Annotated in this window: 16 protein-coding genes and 1 other RNA gene; 11 read left to right on the top strand and 6 right to left on the bottom strand. The window is 70.8% G+C overall.

All coding sequences use genetic code 11. From position 1 onward, the window contains the following. Nucleotides 1–51: 51 nt before the first annotated feature. The 4 genes from ACTWQO_RS20465 to ACTWQO_RS20450 all read right to left on the bottom strand — a co-directional run bounded on the left by ACTWQO_RS20465 (nt 52) and on the right by ACTWQO_RS20450 (nt 7971). A complete protein-coding gene (locus ACTWQO_RS20465) occupies nt 52–966 on the bottom strand; it encodes a carbohydrate ABC transporter permease (protein WP_443238752.1) in 915 nt (304 codons plus the stop codon). Then, on the bottom strand, nt 963–2306 hold the full coding sequence (locus ACTWQO_RS20460) for a carbohydrate ABC transporter permease (RefSeq protein ID WP_443238751.1): 1344 nt from the start codon (nt 2304–2306) through the stop codon (nt 963–965). The genes ACTWQO_RS20465 and ACTWQO_RS20460 overlap by 4 nt, the downstream gene beginning before the upstream one ends. Nucleotides 2307–2310: 4 nt before the next feature. Further along, nucleotides 2311–3687: an ABC transporter substrate-binding protein gene (locus ACTWQO_RS20455; protein WP_443238750.1), complete on the bottom strand. Its 1377-nt coding sequence runs from the start codon at nt 3685–3687 to the stop codon at nt 2311–2313. 255 nt (nt 3688–3942) lie between these two features. Beyond that, complete coding sequence (locus tag ACTWQO_RS20450) at nt 3943–7971, bottom strand: FHA domain-containing protein (protein ID WP_443238765.1); 4029 nt, start codon at nt 7969–7971, stop codon at nt 3943–3945. 392 nt (nt 7972–8363) lie between these two features. Here ACTWQO_RS20450 and ACTWQO_RS20445 point away from each other — a divergent pair, with 392 nt between their 5' ends. From ACTWQO_RS20445 to ACTWQO_RS20430, 4 genes are all read left to right on the top strand, one after another. Next, nucleotides 8364–10028 carry a serine/threonine-protein kinase gene (locus ACTWQO_RS20445; RefSeq protein WP_443238749.1) on the top strand — a complete coding sequence of 555 codons (1665 nt, stop codon included), beginning with the start codon at nt 8364–8366 and terminating at the stop codon, nt 10026–10028. Nucleotides 10029–10154: 126 nt separating this feature from the next. Next, on the top strand, nt 10155–11405 hold the full coding sequence (locus ACTWQO_RS20440) for a serine/threonine-protein kinase (RefSeq protein WP_443238748.1): 1251 nt from the start codon (nt 10155–10157) through the stop codon (nt 11403–11405). A 107-nt stretch (nt 11406–11512) separates the two neighbouring features. Then, nucleotides 11513–12619: a peptide chain release factor 2 gene (gene prfB / locus ACTWQO_RS20435; protein WP_443238747.1), complete on the top strand. Its 1107-nt coding sequence runs from the start codon at nt 11513–11515 to the stop codon at nt 12617–12619. 288 nt (nt 12620–12907) lie between these two features. Beyond that, nucleotides 12908–13519, top strand: a complete 612-nt coding sequence (locus ACTWQO_RS20430) for an LPXTG cell wall anchor domain-containing protein (protein WP_443238746.1) — start codon at nt 12908–12910, stop codon at nt 13517–13519. A gap of 115 nt (nt 13520–13634) precedes the next feature. Here the strand turns inward: ACTWQO_RS20430 and ACTWQO_RS20425 are convergent, their stop codons facing one another. Continuing rightward, nucleotides 13635–13826 carry a hypothetical protein gene (locus ACTWQO_RS20425; RefSeq protein WP_443238745.1) on the bottom strand — a complete coding sequence of 64 codons (192 nt, stop codon included), beginning with the start codon at nt 13824–13826 and terminating at the stop codon, nt 13635–13637. Nucleotides 13827–14119: 293 nt separating this feature from the next. On the opposite strand from ACTWQO_RS20425, the gene ftsE reads away from it, so the two are divergent. From ftsE to dacB, 7 genes are all read left to right on the top strand, one after another. Beyond that, the gene (gene ftsE / locus ACTWQO_RS20420; protein ID WP_004000799.1) at nt 14120–14809 is read left to right on the top strand and encodes a cell division ATP-binding protein FtsE; all 690 of its coding nucleotides are present in this window, start codon (nt 14120–14122) and stop codon (nt 14807–14809) included. Between the two features lie 39 nt (nt 14810–14848). After that, nucleotides 14849–15766, top strand: a complete 918-nt coding sequence (gene ftsX / locus ACTWQO_RS20415) for a permease-like cell division protein FtsX (protein WP_443238744.1) — start codon at nt 14849–14851, stop codon at nt 15764–15766. Nucleotides 15767–15833: 67 nt separating this feature from the next. Next, a complete protein-coding gene (locus tag ACTWQO_RS20410; RefSeq protein WP_443238743.1) occupies nt 15834–17003 on the top strand; it encodes a S41 family peptidase in 1170 nt (389 codons plus the stop codon). Nucleotides 17004–17061: 58 nt separating this feature from the next. After that, nucleotides 17062–17607: an SsrA-binding protein SmpB gene (smpB, locus tag ACTWQO_RS20405; RefSeq protein WP_443238764.1), complete on the top strand. Its 546-nt coding sequence runs from the start codon at nt 17062–17064 to the stop codon at nt 17605–17607. 107 nt (nt 17608–17714) lie between these two features. After that, nucleotides 17715–18102, top strand: a transfer-messenger RNA (tmRNA) gene (gene ssrA, locus ACTWQO_RS20400). A gap of 195 nt (nt 18103–18297) precedes the next feature. Further along, the gene (locus ACTWQO_RS20395; protein ID WP_443238742.1) at nt 18298–19281 is read left to right on the top strand and encodes an extracellular catalytic domain type 1 short-chain-length polyhydroxyalkanoate depolymerase; all 984 of its coding nucleotides are present in this window, start codon (nt 18298–18300) and stop codon (nt 19279–19281) included. Nucleotides 19282–19325: 44 nt separating this feature from the next. Next, a complete protein-coding gene (gene dacB / locus ACTWQO_RS20390; protein ID WP_443238741.1) occupies nt 19326–20912 on the top strand; it encodes a D-alanyl-D-alanine carboxypeptidase/D-alanyl-D-alanine endopeptidase in 1587 nt (528 codons plus the stop codon). Between the two features lie 24 nt (nt 20913–20936). Here the strand turns inward: dacB and ACTWQO_RS20385 are convergent, their stop codons facing one another. Beyond that, nucleotides 20937–23843: a glycoside hydrolase family 3 C-terminal domain-containing protein gene (locus tag ACTWQO_RS20385; protein ID WP_443238740.1), complete on the bottom strand. Its 2907-nt coding sequence runs from the start codon at nt 23841–23843 to the stop codon at nt 20937–20939. Between the last annotated feature and the right edge of the window lie 32 nt (nt 23844–23875).

Genomic DNA, 23875 nt, shown 5'->3' with positions numbered 1-23875 from the left:
GTTGCCCGGGCTCGCCCCCGTCGTACGCCTTCAATCAGGCCGTTGTACGCGCTACTTCACCGCGCCCGCCATCACCCCGGACACGAACTGCCGCTGGAACGCGAAGAACACGACCAGCGGGATCACCATGGAGATGAACGCGCCCGGCGCCAGGATGTCGACGTTGTCGGCGAACGCGCGCATCTGTGTCTGCAGGGCGACCGTGATCGGCTGGCTGTCGGTGTCGGAGAACACCAGCGCGATCAGCATGTCGTTCCACACCCACAGGAACTGGAAGATGCCCAGGCTCGCGATCGCTGGCCCGCCCAGCGGCAGCACGACCCGGGCGAACAGGCGCAGTTCACCCGCACCGTCGAGCCGGGCCGCCTCCAGCAGTTCCTTCGGGATCTCCGCGAAGAAGTTCCGCAGCAGGAACACCGCGAAGGGCAGACCGAAGCCCGTGTGGAAGAGGACCACGCCCATGATGTTGCCGAACAGGCCGATCTTGCCGAAGAGTTCGGCGACCGGGATCAGCGCCACCTGCACCGGCACCACCAGCAGGCCGACCACGCCGAGGAACCACCAGTCGCGGCCCGGGAACTCCATCCACGCGAACGCGTAGCCCGCGAGCGCGCCGATGATGACGACGAGGAGCGTCGCCGGGACCGTGATCAGCAGGGTGTTGACGAGCGACTCGGTGATGTCGTTGTTCTGCAGCAGCTTGTCGTAGCTCTCGATGGTGAGCTGGGACGGCTTGCTGAAGACGTCCCACCAGCCGCTGATCGTCATCTCTTCCGGAGGACGCAGCGAGGAGAGGAGCAGACCGATCGTCGGGACCAGCCAGAACAGGCCGACGACGATCAGGAAGACCCGGACCGCGCCGCCGCTGACACCTTCCGCGAGGCGTGAGCCGAGGGACTGCTTCGCCTTGACCGTGGTGGTGGGCGGCGGTGCCGCCTTGCTGAGACTGCCGGCGTCCGCGGTCATCGCCGTACCTCCCGCCTGAGCCGACGAATGTTGAACCACATGACCGGGATCACGAGGAGCAGCAGGAACACCGAGATGGCGCTGGCGATGCCGGGTTGGTCCTCGGAGAAGCCCTTGCGGTACAGCTCCAGCGCCAGGACGTTCGCGTCGTCCTGTGCGGAGCCCGGGGCGATGATGAAGACCAGGTCGAAGATCTTCAGGACGTTGATCATCAGGGTGACGATGACGACCGCGAGGACAGGCGCCAGGAGGGGGACCGTGATCTTCCGGAACACCTGCCATTCGGTCGCGCCGTCGACACGCGCCGCCTCCAGCAGATCACGTGGGATGCCCGCGAGCCCTGCCGCGATCAGCACCATCGCGAATCCGGCCCACATCCAGATGTACGCCCCGATGATCGACGGCGTGACCAGCGACGGGCCGAGCCAGTCCAGGCCGTTGTACGGCTCCTTGAAGTTGCTCGCCGGGAGGCGGAGCTGGGCGCCGTCGGCCTTCTCCGACAGGGAGAACGTGCCGTCGTCGCCGGCCCTCGCCGTCTCCACGACCTTGCCGTCCTTGACCGCCTCGATCTTCATGCCGGGGTAGCCGAATTCGGTCGCGTCCGGTGCGCCGAGCGTGCCGACGCCCTTGCCGCGGGTGAAGTCCTGCCAGGTCGTGCCGGTGATCCTGCCCGGGTCGGCCTGCGGGGCGACGGCCCGCTTGGCGTCGCCGGGCATCTGGTCGGGTGCCACGCCCACGAGGGGCAGCGTGACCGTGTCGCCGGTGTGGACCGTCGCCTTGGTGATGAAGGCGCCGCCGCCCTGCGCCACGAGGGGTGACTCACGGCCCGGATGCGCCTTCGGGAAGGCCGACGACTCGGCGAACGTGTCGTGGATGCCCACCCACACCGCGTTCGCGACGCCCTTCTCCGGGTCCTGGTCGTAGACGAGGCGGAAGATGATGCCGGCCGCCAGCATCGAGATCGCCATCGGCATGAAGACGACCAGCTTGAACGCCGTGCCCCAGCTCACCCGTTCGGTCAGCACCGCGAAGATCAGACCGAGCGCGGTGGCGACCGTCGGCGCGAACACCACCCAGATGACGTTGTTCTTCAGGGCGGTGCGGATGCCGTCGTCGGTGAACAGGAACTCGTAGTTGTCGAAGCCGGTGAAGGAGCCCGACTGGTCGTAGAAACTGCGGACGACCGAGTACCCGATCGGGTAGACCACGAGCGCGCCCAGCAGCACAAGAGCGGGCAGCAGGAACAGCGCTGCCACGGTCTTGCGGGTGCCGGTCACGCTCTTGCGCGACTTGGGTGCGGCAGGGGTCGGAGGGACCCCTGCCGCCGTGGCCGACGTCATCGCGTCAGCCTCCGTAGGCGGCCGCCGCGTCCGCCTCCAGCTTCGCCTGCGTGCCCGCGACGTCCTTCGGGTTGGTCAGGAAGTCCTGCAGCGCCTTCCACTCGCCCTTGCCGGGAGTGCCGCCGAAGGCCTGCGGGGCCTGGTCGGACATGTCGAAGCGGAAGTCGTCGCCGGAGTCGACGAGGGCCTTGGCGATCTTCTGCTGCACCGGGTTCGGATACGCCGAGTTGTCCACGTTCTTGTTCGGCGAGAGATAGCCGCCCAGCTTCGCCTGGATCGTCGCCGCGTCCGGGGAGGCCAGGAAGGTGGCCAGCGCCTGCGCCGCCTTGGAGTCCTTCAGGATCACCGCCGCGTCGCCGCCGGAGACCACGGGTGCGGTGTCGCCCACGGCCGGGAAGGGGAACACCTTCGCGTCCGTGCCGACCTTCGCGCCCGCCGTGCCGATGTTGACCTGCGCGAAGTCGCCCTCGTAGACCATGCCGGCCTTGGGCTGGTCGCCGCCGGTGAAGGTCTGCGTCACCGAGGCCGGGAAGTCCGTCTGCAGGGCGCCCTTCGCACCGCCGGCGACATAGTCCTTCTTGCCCCAGACCTGCGCCAGCGTGGTCAGCGCGTCCTTCACGGACGGGTCCGTCCACTTGATCTCGTGCTGCGCGAGCTGGTCGTACTTCTCCGGGCCCGCCTGGGAGAGGTAGATGTTCTCGAACCAGTCGGTGAGGGTCCAGCCCTCGGCGCCGCCGACGGAGAACGGGGTGACACCGGAGTCGTAGACCGTCTGGGCGGTGGTGAGCAGTTCGTCCCAGGTCTTCGGTTCCGTGGCCCCCGCGTTGTCGAAGACCTCCGTGTTGTACCAGATCAGTGACTTGTTGGCGGCCTTGTAGTAGACGCCGTACTGCTCGCCGCCGACCTTGCCGATGTCCTGCCAGCCCTGCGAGTAGTTCTTGGCCAGCTCGGCCTTCGCCTCGGCGCCCAGCGGCTTCGCCCACTTCTTGTCCACGGCCTGCTTGATCGCGCCGGGCTGCGGGAGCAGCGCGATGTCCGGCGGCTGGCCGCCCGCGATCTTCGAGCCCAGGAAGTTGACGATCGGGTCCTGCGCGGGCACGAAGGAGACCTTGGCGCCGGTGCGCTTCTCGAACTCCGCGAGGACCTTCTTGAAGTTGTCCTGCTCCGCGCCGCTCCAGACGGCGGCGACCTCGAGGCTTTCGCCGTTCAGCTTGGGGAGGGTCACGGTGGTGCCCGTCTCCTTGCCGCCGCCGGCCTGCTCGTTTCCGTTGTCGTCGTCTCCGCCGCAGGCGGTGAGCGTGAGCGCGAGGGCTCCCGCGAGGACGGTGGCTGCGGCTTTCACGGCCGTGTGTTTCCGGATGGTGCTGTACGTGCTGCGCATCACTGCCCCGTTCTTCGTTCCTCGTCGAACGTCCGAACGCTGTCCCGTGCGGTCTGGTCTACGCCGGGTGGTGGGGGTCGGCAAGAGTGCGATCGGTGTCAAGCGGGCGATCGTGACCGCGTCGTGACCAAGCGTGGTGGGAGTAGGGCGGGGCGGTGGACTGACGGGTGCGGCGCCGTGGGGGCTGGTCGCGCAGTTCCCCGCGCCCCTTTAGGTCGGACCAGTCGCCCCTTGCCGATTCCGCGCCCCTCCGCCCTACAACAGCGACGGCACTGCCACCGCCGACACCTCCCGCGCCGCCCGCTCCAGCGCGCTCGCCAGCAGCGCCAGGTCCGTCGGCCCGTTCCCCAGCTCCCGTACGGGACGCCGGGTCGGAGGGTCGCCCATGCGCTCCCACTCCAGGGGTACGACCGTCGGCCGGAGGGTCGCCGTACGCGGAATACGGCCCGTGACCCGCCCGCCCTGGAACGGCGTCACCCGACCGTCGTCACATATCAACCGCCCGCGCCCCGGTGCCGGCTCGTCCGGTCCCGGCGCCGGTGGGTCGAGCGTGACCCGCAGAGTCGCCTGTTGCGCCGGCTCCGTCTGGGCCGTACGGCCGCCGACCCCCGCCGCGGCGACCAGGTGCACGCCCAGCCGCTCGCCCTCCCGGGCCACGGCCTCCAGCGCCCGCATCACGGACCCGGCGGCCGGCCGCCCCGGTGAACGGAGCGCGGGCAACACCAGTGTTTCCGGTTCGTCGACGACCACGACGAGCCGCGGCAACGGCGATATGGCCTCCGCCCGCTGACGCGCCGCCCCCGGCCGCAACCGCAGCGTCGAACTGGGTGGCGCGTCGAGATCCCCGGCACCGGACACACCTACGCCCGCACCCGCACCCGCCGAACGCTGGGCGACCAGACGGCCGGACACCTCCCGCCCCGTGTGCCACTCGGCGAAGTCGGCCCGCCCCAGCAGTTCGGCCCGCCGCTTCAGCTCGGCACTCAGCGACTGGGCGAACTCCCGCATGCGGACGGGATCGTTGGCGGCGAGATGGGTGGTCACATGCGGTACGTCCATACAGACCCGCAAGCCCTCGCCGTGACCGCTGCCCGCGCTCACGCTGTCCCGGCCGTCGATCAGCACGACGCTCAGCCGGTCCGGCCGCTCGGCGGCGGCCAGTGACGCGACCACGGCCCGCAGCAGTTCCGTACGCCCGCTGCCGTGCGGTCCCTCGATCAGCAGATGCGGTCCCTCGGCGACGAGGTCCGCGCACACCGGCCCGCGCGGCCCGGCCCCGAGCACGGCAAGCGCCCGCCCGCCGAGCGCCTCCGCGTCGTCGGCCGCGTCCGCCCACCGCGCCATCAGCGACGCCGGAGTGGCCCGGGCCAGCCCCAACTCGTCCAGCAGCCGGGCCGCTTGGGGCAACGGCGCCGACAGCCTGCCCTGCCGCTCACCCCCGGCACCGTCCGTCCTGAGCGGCGCCAGCGCCCGCGCGAACCGCTCCGCCCAGGCGAGCGAGACGGCGTCCACCGCGGCGACCGTGCCGTGTCCGACGGGGCCTGGCCGTGTGGCGCCCGCCCCCGCGACCCGCAGCAGCCGCAGCGCCGTCGCCACATCACCGCTGAGCAGCGCCACGGCCCCGCACTCCCGGAACGCCGGGGACGCCGCGCACGCCGCCTCGTACGTCTCGGTCACCGGCGACACGGGCGAGGCAGGCGTCGTCTCGTCCAGGCACACCACATGTATGCCGACCCGCGGCCCCTCCGACGCCAGCCGCGCCACTGCCTCCCGCACATCGGCGCCACCGGGGTCCCCGTCCACCACGACCACGGTGTACGGCCCCGGGAATGCGCCCTTGTCGGGTACGGCCTCGTCGTCCGCGGCGGCCCAGGAGGGCCGGTGGACCGCGCCGCGGATCGGCTCCTGGGGGGTGGTGAGGTCGGGGGTGTGATCGGGGTGGGGCGCGGGGGTGTCGTAGGAGGCTGTGGGGGTCGGGCTGGTGGTGGCGCTGGTGTCGGAGGCGGCCGTGACGGTTCCCTCTGCGGTCGGGGGCGTCGGCCCGCCTGCCGTCCGGGCGGAGGCGAGGCCGTGGCCCGTGGCCCCCGGGTCGCTTCGCAGCTCCGTCAGGTGGTCCTCCATGCGGCGGAGGAGTTCGTCCAGGCGGGCCGTGGCCTGTTCGCGGTCGTAGGCGAGCAGGAGACGGCAGTCCTGGCCGTGGCCCGGGCGGAGGTGGGGGAGCCAGCCCAGCCAGGACCACTCGGCGGTGCGCTCCGGAAGCGGGCGGGAGCGGTCCGCGCTGATCAGGACGACTTCCAGGTCGGAGGGGGAGTGCAGCGCGGTGAGCTGGGCCACGACCGCGCGGGCCAGCCCTGCGAGCCGCGCGCGTGGGCCGGCCAGCCCCAGCGCCCCGACCTCGCGCAGATCGGTGGTTACCGGTACGGCGGGCAGCAGTCCGGAGCCGTCGGGTGCGGCCCGGTCGGCCGTGCCCAGCCGGACGGTGAGCGCCTCCGGGTGCCCCGGGCCGCGCTCCCACAGCCGGGGGCCGGGGCCCAGCGCCGTCAGCAGCAGCGCCGCCGGGTCCGGCCAGGTCTCCGGCAGCTGGGGTACGGGCACCAAGGGCTCCGCCACCACATCGGCCACGGCCTCGTCGTACGCCCCGCGCCCGGCCGCCGTCCCCTGCTCGGCGCGCCCCCCGGCCAACCGCCGCGCCCACGCCGTCAGCCCTCCGCGCCTCCGCAGACCCTGCGGCACATCGGTCCCACGGAGGGGAGTCCCTTTCCGTCGGCTCCGCCCTTCGGCAGGGTGGGCCGACGCCTCAGCATCGGACGTCCGGTCACCGAGCCGGTCGTGCACCGCCCCACCGACACCCGCGCCGCCCCGCCCAACGCCGTCGGCCTCCGTACGGGCATCGGGGCCGCCCGGTGCCCACTCGCCCGCCGTGCGGGGGGCGGTGTCGCCGAGCGAGCGTCCGGCCGTCGCGCCGGAGCCTGCTTCGGTGCGGGCGCTGTCAGTCGTCGTACGGAGATCCGGGCTGCCCGGCGAGCGCCCTACCGCCCCGGAGTGGGAGCCGCCGAACGTGTCGCCGCCCGCCGCCGCACCGGAAGCGGTACCGCCGAGGATGCCCCCGGCCCCCACACCGGAATCCATGTCGCCGAGCCTGCCCATGGCCCTCGCATCAGAGCGGTCCGGTTGCGAGCCGTGCGCTGTGGTGCCGGAGGCCGCGTCGACGGGTCCGCCACCGGCCGCCGTACGGAAGGAGCCGCTGTCGCGCCCGCCCTCGGCCGCCGCACCGTGAGCGCCACCCCCGCGCCCGCCGCCCCCCGCCGCCCCGAAGCCACCACCATCCGGCGACGCGCTGCCGGACGTCACGCTCGGTCCGCCCACTCCGAACCGGCCGCCATGGGTGTCGCCTCCACCCGCGAGCCCGCGCGAAGCCAAGCCACCTGCCGTATCCGTCGTGCCCGAGGCTGTCCCCCGGCGCTCGATGTGCGGCGCCCCGCCCTGTTCCGGCACCACCGCCGCTTCACCGGAGCTCTGCCCCTGTGCCGCCGCCCAAGCCCCCGCTCCATACGCGTGAGACGTCCCGCCCGAAGGCCCCCCGGTCCCTGCCGTGTCGGCCGCACGCGCGTGTGGCGCGCGCGGGTCCTCGGCGTCCTCGGCGGGCACTCGGACGTGCCCTTCCCCGTCGGCTGCCGTCGCCAGGCGTGGGCCTGGGCCGCCGGCCGGGGCGAGGCGGAGGGCGGACTCGCCGATGCGGAGCAGGGCGCCCGGGGTGAAGCGGACCGGGCGGGTGGTCACGGGGGCGCCGTCCAGCGTCGTGCCGTTGGTGGAGCCGAGGTCGGCGACCGTGACGCGGCCGCCGGCGGCGACGGTGACCGCGCAGTGGAGGCGGGAGACGTCCGGGTCGTCCAGGGCGACGTCGGCGTCGGCGGAGCGGCCGATGTGGATCTGGCCGCCGTGGAGGAGGTGGACGCCGCCCGCGTCCGGGCCCGCGACGATGTCCAGGCGGGTCGGGGCGTCGTCGACCTCGGGGTGCGGTTCGGGCTCGGCCGGGGCGCCCAGGGACAGTACGGCGCCGTCGATCAGCGGGGGCTCGCCCAGCGTGCTGCGCCGGTCGTCGAGCCGCTCCGCGCCGGCGAACAGCACGGCCGGCCCGTCGCTCCCGGAGACCGCGGAGGCGAGCGCCGACGCGACCGCCGACAGGGCCGTGCCCGCGGGGGCCGTGACCAGTACGTCGCAGCTCGCGGCACGGCCGGGCGCGGGCGCCCCCAGGGGGTCTACGACGGTCAGCCGGATCTGCATCGCCGTCAGCGGTCCCTTCTGCACGGGCGCGGCGCGGGCTTCCCCACCCCACACGAGCACGTCGGCCAGTACTGAAGGCATCCTCGCACCTGCCACTGACAACGCGCCCCCCGCCAGGTGCCAAGTGATCTTGATTGGTCGGCTCTGCCCGCAAAAGTGCCTGACCAATACCCCACCGTTGATCGTTCGGGAGCGGATTGAGATCGGTCACGTCCGGGTCCGGCAACCGGCGGACCGGGTCGAGCGTCTTTCCTTCGAACAGGTTCGGGAAGGCGTACGTAAACGGAACGGAAAGCGGAACTGAGCGCGCACAGGAAGACGGCAGCCCGGTGCCAGGCGCGGCGGCACTACAGTGGGTCGGAAACGCAGGCAAGCAGCAGGGAGCACATGACGTGCGGCCGGTAGGCAGCAAGTACCTGCTCGAGGAGCCGCTCGGACGCGGCGCCACGGGCACCGTCTGGCGAGCCCGTCAGCGGGAGACCGCGGGCGCCGAGGCGGCCGTGCCAGGCCAGCCCGGCGAGACCGTCGCGATCAAGGTCCTCAAGGAAGAGCTCGCAAGCGATCCCGACATCGTGATGCGCTTCCTGAGAGAGCGGTCCGTCCTGCTCCGGCTCACCCACCCGAACATCGTTCGGGTCCGTGACCTGGTCGTCGAGGGCGATCTGCTGGCCCTGGTCATGGATCTGATCGACGGCCCCGACCTCCATCGCTACCTGCGCGAGAGCGGCCCCCTCACCCCCGTCGGCGCCGCCCTGCTCACCGCGCAGATCGCCGACGCGCTCGCCGCCAGCCACGCCGACGGCGTCGTCCACCGCGACCTGAAGCCGGCCAACGTCCTGCTCGCCCAGCAGGGCGGCCAGATGCACCCGATGCTCACCGACTTCGGCATCGCCCGCCTCGCCGACTCCCCGGGCCTGACCCGCACCCAGGAGTTCGTCGGTACGCCCGCGTATGTCGCGCCCGAGTCCGCCGAGGGCCGCCCGCAGACCTCCGCCGTCGACATCTACGGCGCCGGCATCCTGCTGTACGAGCTGGTCACCGGCCGTCCGCCGTTCGCCGGCAGCTCGGCGCTCGAAGTCCTGCACCAGCATCTGAGCGCCGAACCGCGCCGCCCCTCCACCGTCCCCGACGCGCTGTGGACGGTCATCGAGCGCTGCATGCGCAAGAACCCGGACGAGCGGCCCAGCGCCGAGAACCTCGCCCGCGGCCTGCGTGTCGTCGCCGAGGGCATCGGGGTGCACGCGAACTCCGCGCAGATCGCCGCCGCCGAGAACGTCGGTGCGCTGCTCGCACCCGACCCGGCGCCCGCGACCGTACCCGGATCGGGCATCCCCGGTTCCGCCGACCCCACACAGGTGCTGCCGCACGGCGCCGGGAACTACGACCCGAACGCCGCGACCAGCGTCATGCCGCACACCAGCGGCCCGGCCGGCGCGGCCGACCCGACCGCTGTCATGCCGCCGGTGCCGCAGGGACAGCCGGGTCAGCAGCCGGGGCGGCCCGAGGACCCGCACCCCTGGCAGAACCAGCTGCGGGCGGCCCGCGACCGCAATGAGCAGACGCAGGTCCAGCACCTCGACCCCAACCAGGACCCGCTGCGCCGCCGGCCCCAGCGGCAGGTCGCCCGCCCGCAGCAGCCGCCGCCGCAACCTCAGCCGCAGCAGCCGCCGTCGCGCCGACAGCAGCGACGGCAGCAGCAGCCGCAGCAGGGTTACGGCTATCCGCAGCAGCAACAGCCGCAGCAGTACGCCCCGCCGCAGCCCCAGCAGCCCCAGCGGTACGCGCCGCCCCAGCAGCCGCAGCAGCCTCAGCGCGAGCCCCGGCAGCCGCGGCAGCGCAGCGCCAACCCGATGAAGATCCCGGGTCTCGGCTGTCTGAAGGGGTGCTTGTTCACGATCGTCATCCTGTTCGTCGCGGGGTGGTTGGTCTGGGAGCTGAGCCCGTTGCAGGAGTGGATCGGCACGGGCAGGAGCTACTGGGACCAGATCGGCGAGATGTTCAGCACGGTCAGCGGGTGGGTCGAGGACCTGGGCGGCGGGAGTTCCGGCACCAACTGAAGTCGCCTCCGTGGTGGCGGGGTTGGTGATTTGTCGACACCTGGCGGGTGATTTCCGCCTCCGTGGTGAAGGTTGGCTCGTCGGACGCGTAGTTTTAGCGATTAACACGCGTCTGTAGGAGCAGCCTTGGCACGGAAGATCGGCAGCCGGTACACCGCCCACCAGATCCTGGGGCGGGGCAGCGCCGGCACGGTGTGGCTGGGCGAGGGGCCGGAAGGGCCCGTCGCCATCAAGCTGCTGCGCGAGGACCTCGCGTCCGACCAGGAGCTCGTCGGACGCTTCGTGCAGGAGCGCACGGCACTGCTCGGCCTCGAGCACCCGAACGTCGTGTCCGTGCGCGACCTGGTGGTCGACGGCAACGACCTCGCCCTCGTCATGGATCTCGTACGAGGCACCGATCTGCGCACCCGGCTGGACCGCGACCGGCGGCTGGCCCCCGAGGCGGCCGTCGCGATCGTCGCGGACGTCGCGGACGGGCTGGCGGCCGCGCATGCCGCCGGGGTCGTGCACCGGGACGTCAAGCCGGAGAATGTGCTGCTCGACATGCAGGGTCCGCTCGGGCCCGGGAGCTCGCACCGGGCGCTGCTGACCGACTTCGGTGTGGCGAAACTCATCGACTCGCCGCGGCGGACCCGGGCGACGAAGATCATCGGCACGCCGGACTATCTCGCGCCGGAGATCGTCGAGGGGCTGCCGCCGCGGGCGTCGGTCGACATCTACGCGCTGGCGACCGTGCTGTACGAGCTGCTGGCCGGCTTCACGCCCTTCGGTGGCGGGCATCCCGGCGCGGTGCTGCGCCGCCACGTCACGGAGACGGTGGTCCCTCTCCCCGGCATCCCCGACGAACTGTGGCAGCTGCTCGTCCAGTGCCTCGCCAAGGCGCCGGCCTCGCGGCTGCGGGCCTCCGAGATGGGGGCGCGGCTGCGGGAGCTGTTGCCTCTGATGGCCGGGATGCCGCCGCTGGATGTGGACGAGCCGGATGCGGATGCCGAGGCGGCGGAGGAAGCGGAGGAGGAGGCCGTCGGGACCGGTGCGCCGGCCGACGAGCGGGTGCGGCGGCGGGGGGCGGTGCCGCTGGTGCCGGGGGCGAAGCCGGCCGACTCCAATCGGGACACGCATACGTCGATGAGGGTGCCGGGGCCTGATGAGCTGGCCGGGGGTGCGCGGGGGACGGCCCGGGTGCCGCGGGCGGCGGGGGCGCCGCGGCCGGGGTCCGCGCGGCATCGGGCTGTCACTCGGCGGCGGAGGGTGACGGTGGGAGTGGCCGCGGTGGTGCTGGTGGTGGCCGCGGGGGTGGGGACGTGGCTGGCTACGTCGGGGGACGATGCGGGGGCGACTCCGCAGGACACAAACAACTCGGCGCCGGCCACGCCCTGAGCGTCCTCGCCCCCGCCGCCCCTACCCGTCCCATCCGCCGGACGGGCTGAACAGCAAGCGACGCTCACCCGGCCTTCCTCGCTTGGCGGAGCCGTTACGCTGGGGGTGTGGCAGTCGTCGATGTATCCGAAGAGCTCAAGTCCCTCTCCTCGACCATGGAGTCGATCGAGGCCGTTCTGGACCTCGACAAGCTGAGGGCAGACATCGCCGTGCTCGAGGAGCAGGCGGCCGCGCCGTCCCTGTGGGACAACCCGGACGAGGCGCAGAAGATCACCAGCAAGCTCTCCCACCTCCAGGCGGAGGTGAGGAAGGCCGAGGCCCTGCGCTCGCGGATCGACGATCTTGCCGTGCTGTTCGAGATGGCCGAGGAGGAGGACGACCCGGACACCCGCGCCGAGGCCGACTCCGAGCTCATCGCCGTCAAGAAGGCCCTCGACGAGATGGAAGTGCGGACGCTTCTCAGCGGCGAGTACGACTCCCGCGAAGCGCTCGTCAACATCCGCGCGGAGGCCGGTGGCGTCGACGCCGCCGACTTCGCCGAGAAGCTTCAGCGCATGTACCTGCGGTGGGCCGAGCAGCACGGCTACAAGACGGAGGTGTACGAGACGTCGTACGCCGAAGAGGCCGGCATCAAGTCGACCACCTTCGCCGTGCAGTCGCCGTACGCCTACGGCACCCTCTCCGTCGAGCAGGGCACGCACCGGCTGGTGCGTATCTCGCCCTACGACAACCAGGGGCGCCGGCAGACCTCCTTCGCGGGCGTGGAGATCCTCCCCGTGGTCGAGCAGACCGACCACATCGAGATCGACGAGTCCGAGCTGCGTGTGGACGTGTACCGCTCGTCCGGTCCCGGCGGCCAGGGCGTGAACACCACCGACTCCGCGGTGCGGCTCACCCACCTCCCCACCGGCATCGTCGTCTCCTGCCAGAACGAGCGGTCGCAGATCCAGAACAAGGCCACGGCCATGAACGTTCTGCAGGCGAAGCTCCTGGAGCGGCGCCGGCAGGAGGAACAGGCCAAGATGGACGCGCTCAAGGGCGACGGCGGCAACTCCTGGGGCAACCAGATGCGTTCTTACGTCCTGCACCCGTACCAGATGGTCAAGGACCTGCGCACCGAGTTCGAAGTAGGTAACCCCGAGGCCGTGTTCAACGGCGAGATCGACGGGTTCCTCGAGGCCGGAATTCGCTGGCGCAAGCAGCAAGAGAAGTAACTTTGTCGACAAGGCAACTGCCGCCACCTCGGCGGCAGTTGCCTTTTGCGTGCCTGCATGTCCGGGTTTTACATCACACTCACAGACTCCAACCCATCGCATAGTTGCCGGAATTGGACATCGCGAACGGAAACGGCCTTGACGTTGCTTTGAAAAATGGGAAGGGTAAAGCGTGGCATGCGTGTCTCTGGGGCGCATGTGAACCGGGGGGCCGTGAGTTAGCTATCCCGTCGATCACAGCCCCGAGCGCCGCCTCAATGACGATCAGCTACTGGGGGTAGCAACCAGATGACCAACAAGACGCGCATCCGCGTCGCGCGCCTCGCCGCCGCGACCGTGATCGCCGCCGGGGCCTCGCTGACCGCCGCGGGCGCCGCTTCGGCCGCGGAGGAGCCCGGGGACGACTGCTTCCTCGGCCTCCTGTGCGGCGACGAGTCTCCCTCGCCGACGCCGCCGGTCCCGACGGGCCTGCCGACCGATCCGCCCACCGGCCTTCCGACGGACCCCACGGACCCGACCGAGGAGCCGACCGAGCCGACGGAGGAGCCCGAGCCCACCGAGCCGCCCGCCACGGACGAGCCGTCCGACCCGGGCAACGGGAACGGCAACGGCAACGGGAATGGCAACGGAAACGGGAACGCCGGCGGTGGCGGCAACAGCAACACCGACCCCGACGGTGGCTCCTCGGCGCAGCAGGAGGGCTCGTCCTCCCTCACCGACACCGGCTCGGAGGCCGCCGCGACCGACACCAATGCCCAGGGCAACGGTGACGAGCTCGCCGAGACCGGTGCCGCTCAGACCACGTTCCTGCTGATCGGTGCCGCGACGATGATCGCCGGCGGCATCGGCTTCCGTGTCCTGCCGCGCCTCATGGGCGGCCGTGGCGGTGCGGCTGCCTGACGGTAGCCGCAGGCATACGGAACGTATGCGCTGTGAGTGATGAAGGGCCCGGAGCGATGTCGCTCCGGGCCCTTCACATGTCTTCTGTCTTCTGGGGTGTGTGACCGAGGTCGCTCTAGGCGGTCTGATGCGCCAGCAGTGCCACGGCCGCGATCAGTATCGCCAGCAGCGCGATCAGCGCCATCGGGTTGAGCCCCGCGAAGGGGTTCTCCTGCTGCAGTCGCTGGCGGTTCGCCCGGCAGACCGGGCAGCGGCCCTCGTTCACGGGCGCCGCGCAGTTCGCGCACACCAGCCGGTCGTACGTCATGCGCCTCGCCCTCCTTGCGGGTTCCCTCTGGGGTTGAACGCCCTCAGGTACGAGAACGTTCCCCTCTCCACGATGCCAGGTTCCTGCGGAAGCCGCGCGGGTCGCTCTCAGAGGGGTGGTTGCTCATTATCCCGCGGCTGCGGGTTGTGTGGGGCTGGTCGCGCAGTTCCCCGCGCCCCTTCGGGCGCTCACAAAACCGCACAAGCCTCGCGCATCCCCACCGGTGACTGCGCTCATGCTCCCCGTTCGCGTATGGTCACGCTCATCTACCCCCGGCTAACCGTGGTGCATCCGTGATCCGATTCGACAACGTCTCCAAGGTCTACCCCAAGCAGACCCGCCCCGCACTCAGGGATGTGTCCCTGGAAGTGGAGAAGGGCGAGTTCGTGTTCCTGGTGGGGTCCTCCGGCTCCGGAAAGTCCACCTTCCTGCGGCTGATCCTCCGCGAGGAGCGGTGCAGCCACGGTCAGGTGCACGTCCTGGGCAAGGACCTCGCGCGCCTCTCCAACTGGAAGGTGCCGCAGATGCGCCGCCAGTTGGGGACGGTGTTCCAGGACTTCCGCCTCCTGCCGAACAAGACGGTCGCCGAGAACGTGGCCTTCGCGCAGGAGGTGATCGGCAAGTCCCGCGGCGAGATCCGCAAGTCCGTGCCGCAGGTGCTCGACCTCGTCGGCCTTGGCGGCAAAGAGGACCGGATGCCCGGTGAGCTGTCCGGTGGTGAGCAGCAGCGCGTGGCGATCGCGCGGGCCTTCGTCAACCGGCCCAAGCTGCTGATCGCGGACGAGCCCACCGGCAACCTCGACCCCCAGACCTCCGTCGGCATCATGAAGCTGCTCGACCGGATCAACCGGACCGGCACGACCGTGGTGATGGCGACGCACGACCAGAACATCGTGGACCAGATGCGCAAGCGCGTCATCGAGCTGGAGAAGGGCCGCCTCGTCCGCGACCAGGCACGCGGCGTCTACGGCTACCAGCACTGACCCGCATCCCCGTCCACGGAAAGGCCTGAAAGAGACGCCATGCGCGCCCAGTTCGTTCTGTCCGAGATCGGTGTCGGTCTCCGCCGCAATCTGACGATGACCTTCGCTGTCATCGTCTCCGTCGCCCTGTCCCTCGCCCTGTTCGGCGGGTCGCTGCTGATGAGCGATCAGGTCAACACGATGAAGGGCTACTGGTACGACAAGGTCAACGTCTCGGTCTTCCTCTGCAACAAGAGCGACGCCGAGTCCGACCCCAACTGCGCCAAGGGCGCGGTCACCAAGGACCAGAAGGGCCAGATCCTCGGCGACCTGAAGAAGATGTCCGTGGTCGACACGGTCACCTACGAGTCGCAGGACGCGGCGTACAAGCACTACAAGGAGCAGTTCGGCGACTCCCCGCTGGCCAGCTCGCTCACGCCGGACCAGATGCAGGAGTCGTACCGGATCAAGCTGAAGGATCCGGAGAAGTACCAGGTCATCGCGACCGCCTTCGACGGGCGGGACGGCGTGCAGTCGGTGCAGGACCAGAAGGGGATCCTGGACAACCTCTTCGGGCTGCTGAACGGCATGAACTGGGCGGCGCGGGCCGTGATGGCGCTGATGCTGGTCGTCGCGCTGATGCTGATCGTCAACACCGTGCGCGTCTCGGCGTTCAGCCGGCGCCGCGAGACCGGCATCATGCGGCTGGTCGGCGCCTCCGGCTTCTACATCCAGGCGCCGTTCATCATGGAGGCCGCCGTCGCCGGGCTGATCGGTGGTGGGGTCGCGTGCGGGTTCCTGGTGGTCGCGCGGTACTTCATCATCGACCACGGTCTCGCCCTGTCCGAGAAGCTGAATCTGATCAACTTCATCGGCTGGGACGCCGTCCTGACGAAGCTTCCGCTCATCCTCGCGACAAGCCTGCTGATGCCCGCGTTGGCCGCGTTCTTCGCGCTGCGCAAGTACCTGAAGGTGTGACGCACGCCAAGGGGGCCGTACGGTCAACCGGCCGTGCGGCCCTTCGCGTTGTCCTAGACTCACCGGCATGTCAGGCCGTGACCTGTTCTGTCAGCCCCGCCGCTTCGGCCGCGGGGCCGCCCTGACATTGGTGTTCGCGAGTGTGCTCGTCGCCGGTGCCGCGACCGGCTCCCTGCCCGGACCCGACCGGAAGACCACGCCGGGCACGCCCCGTTCGACCGCCTCCGCCGCCCGGCCCGGGGAGGTCACCGAGGCCGCCGCCGAGGCGATGGCCGTCGGCAAGTCCCCGATGGAGGCCGCCGAACGCGCGGTGAGCCGCAGCGGCGACCGCTGGGACGCCGTCTACTCCCAGGGCGAGTACGAGGACTTCGAGGAGTCACTCGACGGCGAGTACACCGGCGTCGGGCTGTGGACGCGCGGCGAGCGGGACGGCCGTATCGAGGTGACCAAGGTGAGCGCCGGGTCGCCCGCGGCCACCGCCGGGATCCGCGCCGGCGACCGGCTGCGCAGCGTCGACGGCGCGCGCGTCGAGGGGCGGCCCGTCACCGAGGTCGTCTCCTTACTGCGCGGTGACGCGACCGACGCCGCCGCCGGTACGACCGTCCGGCTCGGCCTGGAACGCGGCACGCACGCGTGGAGCCTCACGCTGCGCCGGGCCCGTCTGTCCACGGACTCGGTCACCGTCCGGAATCTCGCCGGCCGGGTCACCGTCATCACCATCGACGCGTTCACCAAGGGCTCGGGCGACGTGGTCCGCGACGCCGTGCGGCGGGCCCCCGCCGGCGCCGGGATCGTCCTCGACCTGCGCGGCAACTCCGGCGGACTGGTCACCGAGGCCGTCACCGCCGCCTCCGCCTTCCTCGACGGCGGCCTCGTCGCCACGTACGACGTCGACGGCGCCCAGCACGCCCTGCACGCCGAGGCCGGCGGCGACACCACCAGACCCCTGGTCGCGCTCGTCGACGGCGGCACGATGAGCGCGGCCGAGCTGCTCACCGGCGCCCTGCAGGACCGCGGTCGCGCGGTCGTCGTGGGCTCCCGCACCTTCGGCAAGGGGTCCGTGCAGATGCCGACCCGGCTGCCCGACGGCTCCGTCGCCGAGCTGACCGTCGGGCACTACCGCACGCCGTCCGGCCGCGGCGTCGACGGCAAGGGCCTCACGCCCGACCTCGAGGCCGACGCCGGGGCGCTGAAGCAGGCGGAGACGGTGTTGAGCGGGCTCGGGGACGCTTCGTAATCGCCTTTCCCTCGGACCCCCCTGTAGTGCGAAAATGGCCAGCACTATGAGCAAGGGAATGTACGTACCCAAGGAGTCCCAGCCCAAGCAGGGCGGCGCTGCCGCCGCGAAGGCCAGGGACGGCGAGAAGGGCGGCAAGCGCAAGATCGTCGCCCAGAACAAGAAGGCCCGCCACGACTACGCGATCATCGACACCTTTGAGGCCGGTCTCGTCCTCATGGGGACCGAGGTCAAGTCGCTGCGTGAGGGACGGACGTCGCTGACCGACGGCTTCGTCCAGATCGACCAGGGCGAGGCGTGGCTGCACAACGCCCATATCCCCGAGTACCACCAGGGCAGCTGGACCAACCACTCCGCGCGCCGCAAGCGCAAGCTCCTCCTGCACCGCGAGGAGATCGACAAGCTGGAGGCGAAGGCCCAGGAGACGGGTCACACCATCGTGCCCCTCGCCCTGTACTTCAAGGACGGCCGGGCGAAGGCCGAGATCGCTCTCGCGCGAGGCAAGAAGGAGTACGACAAGCGCCAGACCCTGCGGGAGAAGCAGGACCGGCGGGAGTCGGACCGGGCGATCGCGGCGGCGAAGCGGCGGCAGCGGAGCGCCTGACGGGCGGGAATACGGTGGCACGCGGGTGCGTTGGTCACGTACGATGGCACCAACACCGGGTGACCGGTGCGCGCGGTGAAGGTTGCCGCACTTTGAAAAATCAACATGGGGATGATCGGTTTCGACAGCGGCTGTCGAAGCAGGGGAAGCGTGTCGAGGAAGCGGCAATGATCTCGTAAACCATATGTCGCAACCAATAATCGCCAATACCAAGAGCGATTCCCGCGCCTTCGCCCTCGCTGCCTAATAAGCAGTGAGTGAAGGCCCATAAAGGGTGTCAGCCCGGGAGTGTTCCCGGCCCGGATCCTGGCATAATCTAGGGAACTAAACCATCGAGCCCGGTCACGGGGTTCGATGGGAAATCAAACAGTGACTGGGCCCGTCGGCGACTTGTTCGCGTGATCGCCGGGGCCGAGAAAATCGCAGCGAACTGCACACGGAGAAGCCCTGATTCTGCACCGTTGGACGCGGGTTCGATTCCCGCCATCTCCACGAAGGCGAAGGCGACGTGTGCCCGCGGACAGCGCGGGCCGCGTCGCCTTCGTCGTTATTGCGCGGCTTCGCCGCGCGAGCGGGGGCTTCGCCACCCGCACCCCCCTTCTCGAGGCCCGGCGGCACATGACGCCGGGCCCTCGTTGTGTTGTCCGGCGACATATCGGCCGGTGGTTCGCGGTTCTACTGTCCCGCTGCATGACACAGACCAGAGCCGCACGTCGTATCACTGTCCTGGCGACCCTGCTGGTCGCCCTTCTCGCCGGGTTTCTGACTCCGGGCAGAGCCGCTGCCGCCTCCCTCCAGGAGGTCACCGGGTTCGGGTCGAACCCGGGTGCGCTGAGGATGTTCCGGTACGTCCCTGACGGGCTGCCCGCGGGGCGGCCGGTCGTCGTCGCGATGCACGGGTGTACGCAGAACGCGTCCGGGTACGGCACCGGCAGCGGGTGGACGCAGCTCGCCGATCGGTGGGGCTTCTCGGTGGTGCTGCCGCAGCAGCAGAGCGCGAACAACGCCTCGTCCTGCTTCAACTGGTTCCAGAGCGGCGACATGGCGCGCGGTCAGGGCGAGGCCGCGTCCGTCGCGCAGATGGTCGACCGGCAACTCGCCGACGCCGGTGGGGACGGCTCGCGGGTGTATGTCACCGGGCTCTCCGCCGGGGGCGCGATGACCGCCGTGATGATGGCGGCGTACCCGGAGAAGTTCGCGGCGGGCGGGATCGTCGCCGGGCTGCCGTACGGCTGCGCGCAGGCCGCCGGGTCGCCGTACGTCTGCATGTACGTCGGCGCCACCCAGACCCCGAGCCAGTGGGGCGACCGCGTACGCGCCGCCCGCCCCGGGTACACGGGGCCCTGGCCCACCCTGGTCGCCTTCCAGGGCACGGCCGACTACACCGTGAAGCCCGTCAACATGACCGACCTGGTGAAGCAGTGGACCGACGTCCACGGGACCGACCAGTCCGCCGACGTCAGCGACACCGTCGCCGGATATCCGCACCAGGTCTTCCGGGACTCGGGCGGGAACACCGCCGTCGAGACCTACAGCATCACCGGCATGGGCCACGGACAGCCCGTCGACCCCGGCAGCGGGGCCGAGCAGTGCGGGACCGCCGGGGCGTACATCCTCGACGTCGACCTGTGCGCCGCGTACCGGATGGGGCGGGCCTGGGGGCTCGGTGGCTGAGGCGGTCTGTTGCCCGGCTCCGGTATCAGGGATGCTCCCTTGGCATGAGCACACCCGTGAGATGGTCCGGGAGACGTCTCAACTCCCGTAGAAGCGTATGGATCTGGGCCCTGGTGGCGGCGCTCGCCGCCGTCCTGGGGCCCGGCGCGCAGGCCGGTGCGGATTCCGACCGCACCGGTCTGCCGGAGGCCGTCGACACCATCCTGGGCGACGCCCGGATGGAGGGCGGCGTGGCGAGCGTCGTGGTCGCCGATGCCGCGAGCGGTGAGCTGCTGTACCAGCATCTGCCCAGCACCCGGCTGATGCCGGCCTCCAACACCAAGCTGCCCACCTCGGCCGCCGCGATGGAGATCCTCGGCCCCGACCACCGGTTCACCACGGATGTCCTGGCGGCCGGACGGCGGTCCGGGTCCGTGCTCCGCGGCGATCTGTATCTGCGCGGCACCGGCGACCCGACCCTGCTCGCCGCCGACTACGACCGGCTCGCCGCCCAGGTCGCCGCGGCCGGTGTCACCCGCGTCGACGGGCGGCTGATCGCCGACGACACCCGGTTCGACGCCCAGCGGCTCGGGCGTTCCTGGGCCGCCGACGACGAGTCCTCGTACTACTCCGCGCAGATCAGCGCGCTGAGCGTGGCGCCGGACACCGACTACGACACCGGGAGCGTGATCGTGACGGTGCAGCCGGGCGCGAAGGCGGGGGACGAGCCCGTCGTCGCCGTCACGCCCGACACGGACTATGTCGACATCGACGTGCGTGCCACCACCGTCGCCGCCGGGGGCCCGAACGACCTGACCGTCGAGCGGGAGCACGGCACCAACGACATCGTCGTCAGCGGCACGACACCCGTGGGCGGCGCCGGTGCCAAGGAGTGGGTCACCGTGTGGGAGCCCACCGGATACGCCGCCGCCGTCTTCCGGGACGCGCTCGCGGACCATGGCGTCAAGGTCGCCGGGCCCACTCGGCTGGGGCGTCAAACGCCCGCATCCGCAAGCAAGTTGGCCGCACACGACTCCATGGCCCTCAAGGACCTGCTCATCCCGTTCATGAAGCTCTCCAACAACATGCACGCCGAGATCCTCACCAAGGCCATGGGGTACGAGGTGTCGCAGCAGGGGAGCTGGAGTGCCGGGCTCGCCGCCGTCAGCGGGTATCTCAAGGGCATCGGTGTCGACACCGGCAAGGTCCGCCAGGTCGACGGATCGGGGCTGTCGCGGATGGACAACTTCCCCGCGGCTCAGCTCGCCGAGCTCCTTCTCGCCGTACGTGCCGAGCCCTGGTACGCCGACTGGCTGCGCTCGCTGCCGGTCGCCTGCGACCCCGACCGGTTCGTCGGCGGCACCCTGCGCTCCCGGATGTGCGGAACGGCCGGCGCGCTCAACGCCCGGGCCAAGACGGGGTCGTTGACGGGAGCCTCGGCCCTGTCCGGGTATGTCACGGACGCCGGGGGACGCGAGCTGGTCTTCAGCATCGTCCTCAACAACTATCTGGCGTCCTCCGTGAAGCCGTTGGAGGACGCCATCGTGGTCACGCTCGCGAAGTCGACGGAAGAGGCCGCGACGGCGGTCCAGCCGAAGACGGCCCGCGGCACCGACCTGGAGTGCGCGTGGCGCAAGCCCGCCCACTGCTGAGGGTGGGCCTGCGCCAGGTGCCCGTCAGCGCAGACTGAACGTCGCCAGGCGCAGGCCCTCTCCCTTCAGCACGAGATACACGTCCGTACGGCCCTTCGCCGCGCGCGAGAGATCGGCGGTCACCGTCTCGTAGTCGTACGGCGAAGGCGTCCCGTCCGTCACCGCCGTACCGACGAGTGTGCCGGTCGGGGAGCCGAGCCTGACCTCGACCGTGCCTGCCGCGCCCGACACGCGTGCGGTGAACTTGTTGGCGCCCGACCTCAGTTGGGCGTCCCCGAACTTCAGCCACGCCCGGTCGGCCGCCGCGCCCACCGCCGTGCCGCGCGCCTTCGACTCGTCGACGAGACGCGTGCCGTCGTAGTCGTCGAAGTTCTCGGCACGGGTCGTACGGGACAGATCGCGCGCCGGGATGGTCTCCCCGGCCACCTGCGCAGTGGTACGGGCGCGGATGTCGGCGGAGGAGGCGCCGGCCAGCACGTCGTATGTGCCCTTCTCCACCACCCACTTGGAGCGGGTGACGTCCCAGTGTGCGAGGTCCTTGGGCGTCACCTTCAGCTTGACCGTCTTCGTCTCGCCGGGCTTCAGCGACACCCGCTGGAACGCCTCCAGCTGCTTCAGCGGCTGCTTGTCGCGGGAGACGCGCTGGTGGACGTAGAGCTGGACGACCTCGTCACCGGTGCGGCGGCCGGTGTTGGTGACGGTCAGCGCATAGCCGCCGTCGGTCTGCTTCAGGGCGCCGTAGCGGAAGTTCGTGTAGGAGAGGCCGTGGCCGAAGGGATAGAGGGCCTGGCCCTTGAAGTACTGGTAGGTGCGGTCGGACTTGATGATGTCGTAGTCGAGGATCGAGGGGAGGTCCGCCTCGGAGCGGTACCAGGTCTGGGTGAGGCGGCCCGACGGGTTCGCGTCGCCGTACAGGAGGTCGGCGAGCGCGTTGCCGGTCTCCTGGCCCGCGTGGGACGTCCACAGGACGGCCGGGACCTCCCGCTGGAGGGCGCCGAGGGTGGTCGGGTAGCTGTTCTCGACGACCACGACCGTGTTCGGGTTGGCCTTATGGACTGCCCTGACCAGGGCTTCCTGTGCCGGGGCGAGGCCCATGTCGGTGCGGTCGTGGGCCTCGCGGCCGTTGATCGACGGGTTGGAGCCGATCACCACCACCGCCGTGTCCTTGCCCTTCACGGCGGCCACGGCCTCGTCGACGCCGCTGCGGACGACGTCCTTCGTGTAGTGCGCGGCGGCGTCCTTCGCCACCAGGCCCAGCGTGCCGTCCTCGCCGGTCGGGCCGAGGTAGACCGGGTTGGTCCACCAGGACTCCTCGGTCTCGTAGCCCGCGTAGCGGAGCAGGTACGTGCCGTCCGGCTGCTCCTCCATCTTGAACTGCTGCTGCACGTACCAACCGTTCGGCTGCGCCTGGTCGTTGACGAAGTTCGCCCAGTTGTAGCCGACGTACCTGCCGTTGGCCGCGGAGCGCAGGGTCACCACGCCGCCGCCCCAGTCGAAGACGTCGAACTGTCCGGCCGTACCCGAGGCTTCGGTCTCCTTCAGCGGCTCGCCGTCCGCGTCCGTGCCCGCGGTGATGTACTTCCCCGTCGCCGCGTTCTTCAGCGCGATCCGGTCGACGCCCTCGCTGCTGGCCACCTCGGTGGAAAGCTTCGCGGCGATGCCGTCGGCGGGCGTGACCGCATAGGGAAGGGTGCCGGAATACCAGTCCGTGTAGAGGGTGTCGGCGAGCGGGCCGACGACGGCGACGTCCTTCTCGGACTTCTTCAGAGGCAGAGCCGCGTCATTCTTCAGCAGCACCGCGCCCTCGGTCGCCGCCTTGCGCGCCAGCTTCTGGTGCGCCGGGCTGTTGATGACGGACTTGTCGATCGAGCCGTACTTGCCGCCGCCCGGGTCGAACTCGCCGAGCCGGACCCGCACGGACAGGATGTGGGAGGCGGCCTCGTCGACGTCCGACTCCTCCAACAGGCCCTGCTCCAAAGCCGAGTTGATCGCCGCGATCGTCACCCCCGAGTTCGTGTCGTTGTCCGTGAAGCTGTCGTTGCCGGCCTTGAGAGCCGCCGCGTCGCCCTCGGCGAGGGTCGGGTAGTACTTCTGGGAGCCGGGGACGTTGCCGGGCGCGAAGGCGTCGGTGACGTTCAGGAGGTCGTACGAGGTCCACTTCCGTACGACGTCGTTCAGGTCCGGATTCACCGTGGCCGGGCGGCCGTTGACCAGGTTGTACGAGGACATCACGCCTGTTGCCGCGTTCGCCTCGATCGCCGGTTTGAAGGCGGCCTCGTCGTATTCCTTCGCGACGCGCGGGCGCAGGTCGGAGGAGGTGGTGGTGCGGTTCCATTCGTTGTTGTTCGCGAGGTAGTGCTTGAGCGTCGGCGCCGTCTTGAGGTGGTCGGGATCGCCGCCCGTCAGGCCCGTGCCGTACGCCGTCGACAGGGCACCCGTCAGCTCGGGGTCCTCGCTGTAGCCCTCCTCGTTGCGGCCCCAGCGCGGGTCGCGGAGGAGGTTGACCACGGGTGCCCAGAGGTTGAGGCCCCAGCCGGCGGGGCGTTCCTGCTGGAAGCCGCGCGCCTCGTCGCCGACCGCCGAGCCGACCTGCTCCATCAGCGCCGGGTCCCAGGTCGAGGCCAGCCCGATGGCCTGCGGGAAGACGGTGGTCTCACCGAGCCAGGCGACGCCGTGCAGCGCCTCGGCGCCGGTGCGGAAGGGCTGGATGCCGAGGCGGGGGATGGCGGGCTGGTACTGGTGGAGGAGGGAGATCTTCTCCGCCAGGGTGAGTCGGCCGAGCAGGTCGTCGACGCGCTTCTCGACGGGGAGGGACGGGTTGCGGAAGGGGTGGGCAGGGTCTTCGGCGTGGGCGGGGACGGTGGCGCCGAGCCCTGCGACCAGGGCCAGCGCCACCACGAGCGTGGTTCTGCGTCTTCTCTTGCCTCTCATGCCACGGCTCCTTCATGTAGGGCCTTGCACAT

This window comes from Streptomyces sp. 4N124, from assembly GCF_052245395.1.
Classification (GTDB): domain Bacteria; phylum Actinomycetota; class Actinomycetes; order Streptomycetales; family Streptomycetaceae; genus Streptomyces.
The sequence above is the reverse complement of the archived record's forward strand: the minus strand, read 5'-3'. Positions and strand labels throughout refer to the sequence as shown.